10 protein-coding genes are annotated in these 12,894 nt (G+C 63.3%); 6 read left to right on the top strand and 4 right to left on the bottom strand.

Features of this window, described 5'->3' with window-relative positions:
• Positions 1 to 4: 4 nt before the first annotated feature.
• A complete protein-coding gene (locus ACE1EY_RS06205; protein ID WP_291512616.1) occupies positions 5 to 2,500 on the bottom strand; it encodes an MMPL family transporter in 2,496 nt (831 codons plus the stop codon).
• A 51-nt stretch (positions 2,501 to 2,551) separates the two neighbouring features.
• Positions 2,552 to 3,586, bottom strand: coding sequence for a CDP-6-deoxy-delta-3,4-glucoseen reductase (locus tag ACE1EY_RS06200; protein ID WP_291512617.1), 1,035 nt, complete (start codon positions 3,584 to 3,586; stop codon positions 2,552 to 2,554).
• Positions 3,587 to 3,669: 83 nt separating this feature from the next.
• On the opposite strand from ACE1EY_RS06200, the gene ACE1EY_RS06195 reads away from it, so the two are divergent.
• From ACE1EY_RS06195 to ACE1EY_RS06175, 5 genes are all read left to right on the top strand, one after another.
• Complete coding sequence (locus ACE1EY_RS06195) at positions 3,670 to 4,530, top strand: SDR family oxidoreductase (protein ID WP_370299716.1); 861 nt, start codon at positions 3,670 to 3,672, stop codon at positions 4,528 to 4,530.
• Positions 4,531 to 4,640: 110 nt separating this feature from the next.
• Positions 4,641 to 6,407 carry an N-acetylglutaminylglutamine amidotransferase gene (locus ACE1EY_RS06190; RefSeq protein ID WP_370299715.1) on the top strand — a complete coding sequence of 589 codons (1,767 nt, stop codon included), beginning with the start codon at positions 4,641 to 4,643 and terminating at the stop codon, positions 6,405 to 6,407.
• A 17-nt stretch (positions 6,408 to 6,424) separates the two neighbouring features.
• Positions 6,425 to 8,191 carry an N-acetylglutaminylglutamine synthetase gene (gene ngg / locus ACE1EY_RS06185; RefSeq protein ID WP_291512620.1) on the top strand — a complete coding sequence of 589 codons (1,767 nt, stop codon included), beginning with the start codon at positions 6,425 to 6,427 and terminating at the stop codon, positions 8,189 to 8,191.
• Positions 8,192 to 8,209: 18 nt separating this feature from the next.
• Positions 8,210 to 9,328 carry an osmoprotectant NAGGN system M42 family peptidase gene (locus ACE1EY_RS06180; protein WP_291512621.1) on the top strand — a complete coding sequence of 373 codons (1,119 nt, stop codon included), beginning with the start codon at positions 8,210 to 8,212 and terminating at the stop codon, positions 9,326 to 9,328.
• 83 nt (positions 9,329 to 9,411) lie between these two features.
• Positions 9,412 to 9,717, top strand: a complete 306-nt coding sequence (locus ACE1EY_RS06175) for a DUF6489 family protein (protein WP_291512622.1) — start codon at positions 9,412 to 9,414, stop codon at positions 9,715 to 9,717.
• 11 nt (positions 9,718 to 9,728) lie between these two features.
• Here the strand turns inward: ACE1EY_RS06175 and ACE1EY_RS06170 are convergent, their stop codons facing one another.
• A complete protein-coding gene (locus tag ACE1EY_RS06170) occupies positions 9,729 to 10,028 on the bottom strand; it encodes a hypothetical protein (protein WP_291512623.1) in 300 nt (99 codons plus the stop codon).
• A gap of 136 nt (positions 10,029 to 10,164) precedes the next feature.
• Positions 10,165 to 10,725 (bottom strand): phasin family protein, encoded by a 561-nt coding sequence (locus ACE1EY_RS06165; RefSeq protein ID WP_291512624.1) that lies wholly within the window; start codon positions 10,723 to 10,725, stop codon positions 10,165 to 10,167.
• A 313-nt stretch (positions 10,726 to 11,038) separates the two neighbouring features.
• On the opposite strand from ACE1EY_RS06165, the gene ACE1EY_RS06160 reads away from it, so the two are divergent.
• Positions 11,039 to 12,838, top strand: a complete 1,800-nt coding sequence (locus ACE1EY_RS06160) for a peptide MFS transporter (protein ID WP_291512625.1) — start codon at positions 11,039 to 11,041, stop codon at positions 12,836 to 12,838.
• Positions 12,839 to 12,894: the final 56 nt, after the last annotated feature.

The following is a 12,894-nucleotide window of genomic DNA, read 5'->3' as shown; positions in this document are numbered from 1 at the left end:
CGCGTCAGCTTGTGGCCGGGACCCGGATTGGCTTGACCAGCGCGAACAGCAGCGGCAGCAGCGTCAGGTTGGCGATTAGCGCCAGCAGCATCGCCAGCCCGGTGAACAATCCAAAGTAGGTAATCGGCACGAAGTTCGACAAGGCGAGGATGGAGAAACCGACGGTGACCGTGATCGACGTGTAGTAGATCGCACGCCCGACCGAGCCGTGGGTATTGCGCATCGCGGCCCAGTAGTCGCCATGCGCGGGACCATCGCCGGTCACTTCCTCCACGAAGCGGTGGGTGTAGTGGATGGTGTTGTCCACGCCAATTCCGATGGTGATCGCCGCGATCGTGATCGTCATGATATCCAGCGGGATGCCCAGCCAACCCATCAGTCCCAGGATGCTGGCGGCGGCGAACAGCGTGGGCACCACGCCGATCAACGCCAGCGGAATCGACCGGAACAGCACCGCCAGCATCAGCGCGATGACGATGAACACCGTGCCCATGGTCTTGATCTGCGAATCGAACAGACTTTGCAGCACGTTGTTGTAGAGCACCAGCAGGCCGGACAGATGGACTTGTTCCGGTTCCAGTTCGAACTGCTCGATCAGGTCCGTGCGGACCTTTTTCAGCAAGGCGTCTCTTCGTAGGTTCTGGTCCGAATCGATGACCCGGATCGAAAAGCGAATCTGATTGCCGTCGTCGGACATGTACGGATCGATCAGGATCGACTTGATGTCGGCCGGCAGGCGCTTGTACATGATCGACAGGATGAAGTTCGACAGCGGCTCGCCGCCGTTGAGCTGGGTCATCATGTCCATGGTCGTCGCCAGCGACAGCACCTTGCCGGTTTCCGGCAGCCCGTCCAGGTAGTCGTGGATGGCCTGCACCGTCTCCAGCTCGTAGCTGTTGAACCAGTAGCTGTCAGCCGACAGCCCGCCACTACCCAACGCACCGCCGAATTCCTCCTCAAACGCGGCCTGATCATCGAGAAAGTCCTGCGGCGCATTGATGATGATGTCCAGCGGCGTGGTGCCGCCCAGCTTTTTGTCGATCTGCACCATGCCCTGGTAGATCTCGGTCGACGGCTTGAAGTAATCGATGAACCGGTTCTCCACGCCCAGGCGGGTGATGCCGATGACGGCAGCGACCAGCAGGATGGCGTACAGCGCCAGCGTCAGCTTGCCGAAACGCTCGATGACGCCGGCGAAGGCCTGGGTGATATGCGCGGTGATGTCGCGCGAGCTAATCGACGGCGAGCCGGTCTTCAGCGGTGTCAGCGCGGCCGGATACAGCAGGAAGGTGACCAGAAAGGCGAGCGCCACACCGCAGACCATCATCAGTCCGAAGTCGATGACCGGGCGGATGTCGGCGATGATCAGCGAGGCGAAGGAGATGATGGTGGTTGCCGTCGTGAAGACCGACGGCGCGAACTTGCTGCGCAGCGTTTCGGACACCAGCCAGCGCTGGCTGGCATCCGGATGTTCGGCATGCAGTTCCATGTGGCGCACCACCAGATGCACGGTCAGCGACAGCGTGATGATCAGCGTGAGTGCGGTGAAGTTGGACGACACCACGGTGACCGGCCAGTCCATGAAGCCCAGCAGGCCGACCATGCTGATGACCACCACGGCGCAGATGGTGGTCGGCAGCACGACCCAGCGCAGCCGCCGGAACGCCAGCGCCAGCAGCAGCACCAGCAGCACACCGACCACGCCGCTGAAGATTTCGATGTCGGAGCGGACGAAGTCGATCATGTCCGAGGCGATCATCGGCACGCCGCCCAGGAACAGATCCGCGTTGTCGCGGTACCCGTCCATGATCGTGCGGATCTGCGCGATGCCGTCGGAGATCTCGGCCTGACGTGTCTCCGACAGCTGGTCATAGCGCTGCGAGACTTCGGCCAGCCGCTCCGATTGATCCGCCGTGAGCTCGCCCTGGGCGGCCGCCTGACGCAGCCGGTTGCGTTCCTCCAGCAGGCGGCCCAGATCAGGCACGGTGGTCAAGGTGCCCTGGATCGCGGTCGTGCTGCCGTCAGGGCTGACCAGCAGATTGCGGTAAAGCGGGCTGGTCTTGAATTCTTGCCGGGCCATTTCCCGGTCGGTGCCGGGGTCGAGCAGCGTGCGCGTGTCCTGGGCCACTTCGGACAGGGTCACGGGCGGACTCTGGATGAGCGGCACGTCCAGAATCGTGGTCACCGACGCGATGATGTCTACGTCGAGCAGGTCCTGCTTCAGCGCCTGCACGTCCTGAAGGGTGGCGTCGGAGAACAGATCACCATGCGGCGTGTAGGTGACGACGATGAATTCTTCCGAGCCGTAGCGATCGGTGACCGTCCGGTAATAGGCCAGATCCTGATCGTTTTCGAGCACCAGCGAATCCGACGAGGCGTCGAGCCGGAAGTCCTGCGCGTAGAAGATCGCGGCAGCGAACAGCAGGACGACGGCCAGGGCTGCCAGCAACGGATGGCCGACCGTCACGCGAAGGTAGGCGGAGAACAAGGCATTGCGCATGCGGTAACTTCCGGTTGGCGGCGTTGTGGTGTTCAGGCAATGACGCCGATATTACGTGTTTTCGTCATCCGGCCAGGTCACGAAGGCGTACTCGAAGGCGTCGTAGAACGTGCGCTCCGGCTTGAGCCCGCGATCGGCCAGATCGCGTTTCGCAGCGTTGACCAGCACCGGCGGGCCGCTGAGGTACACATCACAGCCCGAGCAGTCGGGAAAATCGCGGATCACCTGTTCATGCACGAAACCCGTCGCGCCCTGCCAGTCGTCGCCCGCCGCCGGTTCTGATAGCACCGGCGTGTATCGCAGGTTGGGATGCTCCTGCGCCCAGGATCGGGCCAGGGCGTCTTCGTACAGATCGCGGGCTGCACGGACACCCCAGTAAAGATGCAGCGGCTTGGATTCACCGCGCGCCAGTGCTTCCATCAGCATGGCGCGCACCGGGGCGAACCCGGTACCGCCGGCGATGAAGATCGCGGGACGTTCCGGGGCATCGCGTAGGTAGAAGCCGCCTAGCGGGCCCTGGATACGCAGCACCGAGCAGTCCGGCATTTCGTTGATTACATAGCTCACGAAGCTGCCGCCGGGCACGTGACGCAACTGCATTTCGATGCGGTTGTCCGGACTTGGCGGACTGGCAATGGAGAAGCTGCGACGGCGCCCGTCCCGCAGCAGGATATCCACGTACTGGCCGGGCAGGTAATCGAATGTGCGCGCCTTGGGCAGCTGCAGCACCATGCGAACCACGTCGTGCGACAAACGCTCTCTCAGGTCAACGCGCGCCGGTACGCTGCGGACCTGATGGCGGCCATCGCGGGCCAGCAGTTGGACATCGATGTGCAGATCGGATTCCGGCTGGGCCTGGCACAGCAGCGCCAGCCCCGCCTGACGCTCGGAGTCGGAGAGCGCACGTGGGTTATGGACGTGATGAATGTCGCCGCTGATGATGCGGGCGCGGCAGGCGCCGCAGCCGCCGGTCTTGCAGCCGTAGGGGACCGGCAGGCCGAGGCGCAGCGCGGCGTCGAGAATCGATTCCTCGTCCTCAACGGTAAACTCGATGTCACTGCTGTCGATGGAAACCTGATGCGGCACGACATAATCCGCGCAAGTGAGCGAGCGATGGTAACGGACCGCGGTAGCGCGCGGCCAAGTTCAGCCCCAGGGGGATTGGCAGCGTGAGTGTTCTGGTGATCGGTTGCGGGGATACGGGCCTGCGTGTGGCGCGGATGGCCCTGGACGCCGGGGTGCGGTGCAGCGGCCTGGTTCGGCAGGCGGCTTCGGTTGCCCGCCTGCGGTTCGAAGGCGTGGAGGCCTTGCAACAGGACCTGGATAGCGAGGGGCTGTCGCTGCCGGTTGCAGACCAGGTGCTTATCGCCGCGCCACCACCCAAACAGGGCACGCAGGACACCCGGTTGGTCCGCGTACTGTCTGCGTTACCGCCACCGCGCCGGCTGGTCTACATCAGCACGTCCGGCGTTTACGGTGATTGCGGCGGTGCCTGGGTGGATGAGCATGCGCCGCTGCGCCCGCTCACGCCCCGAGCGCAGCGGCGGGTCGATGCCGAATCCCGATTGAGCGACTGGGCACAGGACCGTGGCGTCGAACTGGTGCGGCTGCGGGTTCCGGGCATTTATGGGCCGGGCCGCCTGCCGATACAGCGCCTTCAGCGCGGCCTGCCGGTGATCCGTCCCGCAGAAGCCCCCTGGAGCAATCGTATTCACGTCGAGGACCTCGCTCGCGTGGCGTGGACCGCGATGACGGCCGCAGCGGTGGAGTCCGTCTACAACGTCAGCGACGGCACCCCGACCAGCATGACCGACTACTTCCTGCGCTGTGCCCGGCATCTCGGCCTTCCGGAACCGCCGCAAATCCCGCTGGCCGAAGCTGAACAGCGGCTGGGCGCGCAGGCGGCCTCGTTTGTTCGCGAGTCGCGTCGGCTGGATATCCGCAGAATGCGCGAAGGTCTTGGATTTGAACCGAAATATCCGGATCTGGATGCGGGGATTGGAGCCAGTATTGCAGCGCAGCAAGGTTAAAAACGCTTTAAAATCAACGCTCTTATTTTGATCGTTGGCAGTGGCTTGGCTATGCTAGGAGGCCATTTCAGATAGGTGATGCCTGCATCACCTGCGCTCAAGGAGCCTCTATGTGCGGACTGTGCGGTGAGATTCGTTTCGATCACCGACAGCCGGACCTCGGCGCGGTGCGCACCATGGTGGATGCCATGGAGCCGCGTGGTCCCGATTCGGGCGGTGTCTGGTCTCAAGGTGCGGTGGCGCTGGGCCATCGCCGGCTGAAGATCATCGACCTGTCCGATGCCAGCCAGCAGCCGATGATCGACGCCGCATTGGGTCTGGCCGGTGTCTACAACGGCGCGATCTACAACTTTCGCGAGCTGCGTGCGGAGCTGGAAGCCAAGGGTTACCGCTTCTTCTCCCAGGGCGATACCGAAGTGCTGCTCAAGGCCTACCACGCCTGGGGGCCGGAGTTCGTGCAGCGGCTAAACGGCATGTTCGCCGTGGTCATCGTCTCGCGCGATACCGGCGAGGTCTTCGCTGCGCGCGACCGGCTGGGCATCAAACCGCTGTATTACGCCGAAGTCGATGGCGGGTTGCGTTTCGCCTCCTCGCTGCCGGCACTGGTCGCAGCAGGCGGTATCAGCAGCGATCTGGACCCGGTCGCCTTGCATCACTACATGAGCTTTCACGCGGTCGTCCCGGCGCCACACACCATGCTCAAGCAGGTGCGCAAGCTGCCGCCGGCGCACACCATGCGGATTCATCCGGATGGCCGTCGCGAACTGGCCGAATACTGGCGGCCGTACTTCGGCACGCCGGAGGTTGACCGCAACCTGAGCTTCGATGACTGGAAGGACCGCGTGCATACCAGCCTGCGTCAGGCGGTCGATCGCCGGCTCGTTGCCGATGTGCCGGTCGGCGTGCTGCTGTCGGGCGGGCTGGACTCGAGTCTGATCGTCGGTTTGCTCGATGAAGCGGGTCAGACCGGGCTGCAGACCTTTTCGGTCGGGTTCGAGAGCGTCGGCGACATGGAAGGCGACGAGTTCAAGTACTCCAAGATTGTCGCCGAGCGGTTCAATACCGAGCACCACAAGCTGTTCATCGAGTCTGATCGCATGCTGCGCGAGCTGCCCAAGGCGGTCGCGGCGATGTCCGAGCCCATGGTCAGCCATGATGTCGTGGGCTTCTATCTGCTCTCCCAGGCGGTGTCGGAGCACGTCAAGGTGGTGCAGAGCGGGCAGGGGGCCGACGAGGTCTTTGCCGGCTATCACTGGTATCCGCCGATGCTGGAATCTCGCGATCCGGTGTCGGACTACGCCAAGGTATTCTTCGATCGCGACCACGCCGGCATGGGCCGGGCACTGAATCCGCAGTGGCTGGGCGATGACTACAGCCGTGCCTTTGTCGAGGCGCATTTCGCTCGGGCCGGCGCCACGCGGCCCATCGATCAGACCCTGCGGATGGACACCCAGATCATGCTCGTTGACGACCCGGTCAAGCGGGTGGACAACATGACCATGGCCTGGGGTCTGGAGGCACGCGTGCCCTTTCTCGACCACGAGCTGGTGGAACTGGCGGCGCAGGTGCCGGCGGAGCACAAGGTGCCGGGCAAGCACATCCTCAAGGAGATCGCTCGCGAGGTGATACCGAAGGAGGTGATCGACCGGCCCAAGGGGTATTTTCCCGTCCCTGCACTCAAGTACATCCAGGGGCCGGTCAAAACCATGGTCCAGGACATCCTGTCACAGCCCGCCGCGCGGGAGCGCGCGCTGTTCCGCCAGGACTACCTCGACACGCTGCTGTCATCGCCAGACGATCACATCACCCCGCTGGGCGGCTCGGAACTCTGGCAGTGCGCGCTGCTCGAATTCTGGTTGCAGACGCACGGTCTGTAGAGGCCCGAGGAGTCCTGATGTCTGATCGCAAGCGCGTTGATCATCGGTTCGACCGCTCGCGCGCCCCGTCGCTGCAATGGGGGGGGCAGCGGCGAGGGCCGGACGGCGAGGTGCCGCCAGCCGGGATCGTGCTCGATTGCGGATGGGGGCGTCTGATCTTTGCCCACACCTTCGCTGATCCCGAAGCCGTCGCGCAGGCGCTGCGCGATGAACGCACCGGGCGCCGCGATATCGCGTTCTACATTCGCGATCCCCACGTGGTGCTGGCCTACGCGCCGCAGGAACTGTTTCTGGACCCGTCGCACACCTTTCGTCTGTGGCTGAACCATGTTCCCCGGCAGCCGACCAGCCCGCGCGGCTTTACCGTCCGGCAGATGACCACCTCGGCCGATGCCGAGGGCATTCTCCGGCTCTACAAGCAGCGGCACATGGTGCCGACACCGCCGGACTTTCTGTGGGACAACCGCAAGAACCGCCGTCTGGTCTATCTGGTTGCAGAGGAGGTCGGCACCGGGCAGATCATCGGCACCGCAACCGGCGTCGATCATGCCGAGAGCTTTAATGATCCGGAAAACGGCTCCAGCCTGTGGTGTCTGGCTGTCGATCGCGACTGTCAGGTGCCCGGCGTGGGGCAGGCGATCGTATTGCAGCTGGCCGAAACCTTTCTCGCCCGTGGTCGCGCGTACATGGACTTATCCGTGTTGCACGACAATGCACAGGCGATTGCGCTGTACGAGAAGCTCGGTTTCCAGCGCGTCCCGGTGTTCACGGTCAAGCGCAAGAACCCGATCAATCACAAGCTGTTCATCGGCCCGGATGAAGAGCAGCGGCTCAACCCCTACGCGACCATCATCACCACCGAGGCCAAGCGGCGCGGTATCCGCGTGAAGGTGCTGGATGCCGATGAGGCTTACTTCAGCCTGTCGCATGGGGGGCGGCGCATCGTTTGCCGCGAGTCGCTAAGCGATCTGACCAGCGCCGTCGCCATGAGTCGCTGTGACAACAAGCGTGTGACATCGCGTCTGCTGCGGAATGCCGGGCTGCAGGTGCCGGTGCAGGAAGTGGCTGGCGACCCGGCGGAAAACGCTGCCTTTCTGGCCGAGCATGGCTCCGTCGTCGTCAAGCCGGCGCGGGGCGAGCAGGGGGCGGGGATTGCCGTCGATGTCCGCACGCCTCGGGTGTTGCGCGCCAGCGTCAAGGAGGCGCGCAAGGTTTGCGAGACCGTGCTGCTGGAATCGTTCCATCAGGGCGATGACCTGCGCATTATCGTCATCGACCACCGGGTTGTGGCCGCGGCGCTGCGCAAGCCGCCGGTGGTGCGTGGCACCGGCCGTCACACCGTCGAGCAGTTGATCGACAAGCTGTCACGAAGACGGTCGGCCGCGACCGACGGCGAAAGCCGGATTCCGACCGATGCCGAAACCTTGCGCTGTGTCGAGCATGCCGGTCTGACCATGGAATCCGTACTGGACGAAGGTGATCTGCTGCCCGTGCGCAAGACGGCCAATCTGCACACCGGCGGCACATTGCACGATGTGACGGACCTGCTGTCTGCGCATTTGCGCGATGTCGCCATCGCCGCCAGCCGCGCGCTGGAGATTCCCGTCGTCGGTCTGGACCTGCTCATCGATCGGCCCGAAGGCGAGGACTACGTCATCATCGAGGCGAACGAACGGCCCGGACTGGCAAACCACGAACCGCAGCCCACGGCGCAGCGCTTCGTCGATCTGCTGTTCCCCGAAACAGCGGAATCCGCGCGGCACATGCACGCGCATCAAGCTTGAACACGAGAAAAGACACCAGTGAAACGACTTCCTATCGACAATGATTACCTGCGTGAGCATTTGCTCAACATGCTCAACATCGCCAGCCCAACCGGATTCACGGACGAGATCACCACCTACGTGGGCAAGGAACTCGAGCGGTTGGGCGTGCCGCTGGAGCTGACCCGCCGAGGGGCGATTCGCGCGACCATCGCGGGCGACGTTGGCAGTCCTGACCGCGCGGTCGTCGTCCATCTGGACACCATCGGCGCGATGGTCCGTGCGTTCAAGGACAACGGCCGCCTAGAAGTCACGCCCATCGGCACCTGGTCCGCGCGGTTCGCCGAAGGCGCACGCTGTTCGATCTTGCTCGACGACGGGCAGCGCCTGCGCGGCACCATCCTGCCGTTGAAGGCATCCGGTCACGCCTTCAACGAAGAGGTCGACACCCAGATGACGAGCTGGGACAACCTGGAACTGCGCGTCGACGAGTTCGCCTACAACGAGGCGGATCTGCGCAAGCTGGGGATCCAGATTGGCAACTTCCTGTCCATCGATCCCTGCCCGGAGATCTCGGAGTCCGGCTTCATCAATTCCCGGCACCTGGATGACAAGGCCGGCGTGGCGGCCTTGTTGGCGGCGACCAAGGCCATTGTCGACTCCGGTCTGCGGCCGCCTGTTGATTGCCACCTGTTGTTCACGATTTCAGAAGAGGTGGGCTACGGCGCCTCGGCCGTGCTGCATCAGGATGTCGCCGAGATGGTGACCATCGACAACGCGACACCGGCGCCGGGGCAAAACTCCAAGGAGACCGGGGTTACGATCGCGATCAAGGATCAGGTTGGTCCCTTCGATTTCCATCTGACCCGCAAGCTGATCGAGATCTGCGAAGAACACGAAGTGCGCTATCAGCGCGATGTGTTCCGCTACTACCGCTCGGATTCCGCGTCGGCCATCGAGGCCGGTAATGACATTCGCACCGCCCTGCTGTGTTTTGGTGTGGACGCATCGCATGGTTACGAGCGCACGCATCTGCACTCCCTCCGGTCACTGGCGGAACTGTTGGCGCTCTATATCCAGAGCAAGCCGACCTTTCTGCGTGATCGGGAAGAACTCGCGCCGCTGGAAGGGTTTCCGGAGCATTCGCTCGAACAATAGCGAGGCGATGACCCGTGGGCAGGTTGACGTCGCCTCGGTGACGGGCGACAACACGGGTCCGTCATCTACGAGGCAAGCGCCGCGTGATCATCAAAATCGAAATCGACGTCAAGCCGGAAGAGCTCCGCTCATTCCTCGGATTGCCCGATGTGGTGGGCATTCAGGAAGACATCATCAAATACGTGCGCGAGCGGATGACGTCGGCCGAGGGGTTTGACCCGTCGAGCTTTGTTCGCGAGAACGTGGAGCGGGGCGGCCGTGCCTGGCAGCGTGTGCTGGCCACCGCCTTCGCGCGTGCCGCGGACGACATCGATCCGGAAAATGAGCCGGAACCCCCCAAGCGGCGGACCCGGCGCCGGAGTTCAAAGAAGCCGAACGCCGACGACTAGTCGACGAAAAGCTAGCCTCTGGTCGGTGTCAGCGAGGCGCGCAACCGCGTGCTCAATTCGCGAACCCCGCGGTTGAACTTCGACACCGTGTGCTGGCGCTCGGCCCGCGTGCGCTGCATGCGGCGCGCCGATTCCGGCATCAGATCAATTTGCTTGGCGACCATGTCGGCCGTGCCATCGCTGGATCGGAGTACATCAAGGCGCTCGCGCAGCGCACTGCGATGACCGCTGACGGCGTCGACTTCGACCCAGAATAATTCCGCGACGGTTCCGAACACGACGTGGCCGGCATCACCGATGATTGATGCCATGTCTCTCACGCGTTGTGGAATTGGGAGACGCATCCCTTTTACCCTCCGCTCAGAACGACGAAAGGGGGGCAAGTCGCCCCCCTTTCGTGGATCGGAATAATCAGCATTCCGTATCAAATCGGCCAGGCTGACCGATTCAGGCACTCGGCGTCGTCTTGGTCGCCGGCTTCTTGGCGGCGGACGTCGTCGTGCGCTTGGTTGCGGTCGTGGTCTTGGCCGCCGTGGTCTTCTTGGCGGCAGTCGCCTTGGCCGGAGCCTTCTTCGCAGCCGGAGCCTTCTTGGCCGTCGACGTGGCGCGTTTCTTCGGGGCCGGCTTCTTCAGGCCCAGCTGAACCTGAATGGTGTCGAAACCCTTCTCGAGCACCTTTTCCAGATCGGTGCGGGCCTTGGTGACGACCTTCACGGAATCGGAGTAAGCGGTGACGATGCGATCCCGACCATTCGGGACATATTCGGCGGGCTTGTTGGCAACGGCTTTCACGCCTGCCTTCTTGGCCTTTTCAAAGCTGGCCAGCGCCGCATCGTAAAGATCCTTGGCGGCTGCGCCTTCGGTCTTGGCGAGCGTCTGCATGCTGCCGACGAAGATACCGTTGGCCTGCTTGGCAACCTCAACGGAGGTCTTGATTACGCCTTGAGCCTGACCGGCATAGGTCTCGGCTTTGCCTTTCACGTCATTGATGACGACTTGAATTTCCATGATGAATTCCTCCTGGGAGCGGGTCTTGCGATTATGCTGCTCTGCAACATTTGCTGCATCGCATCATAAGGATGGCCCGGAAGAGTGTCAATATGTTGCACTGCAACATTGCTACCGTCTGTCGGACGGTGACTGGTGGCGCCGTAGCGGGTTTTCGCGCAGGAATCATGTCGCCGAACGGCGCGGGGCGGGCCTCGTCTGACGCCAAGCCGGATCACGGGTTCAACCCGTCCCACCTTCGTGCGGGTAGGGCACTCAGCCTCACGCGACGGTGGGTATACTCGTGGCAAATCAATCGCTTGTTGGACTCTTCATGACGCAATCAGCACCCGCTGGCGACAAGACCTTTTTTGGTCATCCGCGCGGCCTGGCCATCCTGTTCTTCACCGAGATGTGGGAACGCTTTTCGTACTACGGGATGCGAGGACTGCTGATTCTCTACCTGACGCAGCATTTTCTGTTCTCCGACGAGCGTTCGGCGCTGCTCTACGGTGCCTATACGGCGCTGGTCTATGTGATGACCATCATCGGCGGCACGCTCGCCGACCGCTATCTGGGGCAGAGAAAGGCCGTGACCTATGGTGCCATCCTCCTGGTGCTGGGCCATTTCGGCATGGCCTTCGAGGGGGCGGGGTCGCGAGAGATCCTGACCTATGCCGGTCAGGAGTATCAGGTGACGCTGGACGGCCGCGGCGGGGATGCCCCACAGATCATCGTATCGGAGTCCGGCCAGTCGCGAATTCGCTTTGTTGACGAGGCCTCACGGATGGTGATTGAGGAGCCGGCCGCGGTCGGCCTGCCCGCAAGCATCGCAGTGTCGGACTACAGCACGCGCATCGAACAGGAGCCGCTGTACGTCAACATCCTATATCTGTCGCTGGCCTTGATCATCGCCGGTGTCGGCTACCTGAAGGCGAACATCTCCACCATCGTCGGGTCGCTGTACTCGCTGGAAGACAAGCGTCGGGATTCGGGCTTCACCATCTTTTACATGGGGATCAACCTGGGTTCGTTTCTGTCATCGATCCTCTGCGGCTACCTCGGCATCGTCTACGGCTGGAAATACGGGTTCGGCCTGGCGGGTATTGGCATGCTGGCGGGACTCGCCGTATTCCTCTGGGGCCAGCAGTGGCTGGAGGGCCGCGCCGAGCCGCCGGATCCCGCCAAGCTGCGCGAGCGCGTGTTCGGTCCGGTCACGGTCGAGCTGGCCTGCTATCTCGTGGGGCTGGTGATTATTGCTGTGTCGATGCTGCTGGTGATGAAGGCCCACGTGATTCCGGACTGGTTCGTCGGTTCGCTGGGGATTGTCATCGTCGTCGCGTTCATCGGCTATGCCGTATTCGGGCTCGACGGCGATGAGCGGCCGCGCATGCTCGCGGCGCTTTATTTCATCCTCGCGCAGATTCCGTTCTGGGCCTTGTTTGAGCAGGCCGGTTCGTCGCTGAACCTGTTCACCGACCGACTCGTCGACCGCACGATGTTCGGGTGGTCGGTGCCGGCACCGGTGTTCCAGTTTCTCAACGCCGGCTACATCGTGATCTTCGCGCCGATTGTCGCCTGGATGTGGGTGGCGCTGGCGCGCCGGGGCCGCGAGCCGGCGGCTCCGCTTAAGTTCGCCTTCGGTGTGTTCGGCGTCGGGCTTGGATTCCTGGCGCTGGTCGCCGGCATGAAGGCGGGCGGGCCAACCGGGCTGACAGCGGTCTACTACATCTTCCTGATCTACTGGATACACACCATGGCGGAGCTGATGCTGTCGCCGGTCGGCCTGTCGACGGTGACCAAGCTGGCCCCGGCGCGCGTCGTCGGGCTGAGCATGGGCGCCTGGTTTCTGTACTCGGGTCTGTCCAATTACTTGGCCGGGGTGATCGCACGCTCGACCGGCGCCGAGACCATCGGTGGCCAGCTGACGAATGTCGCCGCCGCCAAGGCGACCTACGCGGAGGTCTATACCAATGTGGCCTACGTGGCGATGGCGATCGCCGTCGTCATGGTCGTGATCTCGCCGCTCATCAAGCGGATGATGCGGCTCGATACGCTCAAGGGTGATCCAGCTGCTTCGGTGGCTAACGCCGAGGGGCACGGCATGAACCGGCCCGAGAAGATTGGCGGGTAACCGACGCGTGCCGGAACGCCGGGGCATCCCTGGCGCGGGCACCACGGGCATGCCGC

It is taken from the genome of Abyssibacter sp., assembly GCF_964229365.1.
Taxonomy (GTDB): Bacteria; Pseudomonadota; Gammaproteobacteria; order Nevskiales; family OUC007; genus Abyssibacter.
Note: the sequence above shows the minus strand (reverse complement) of the source record. Positions and strands in the feature narration are given on the sequence as shown.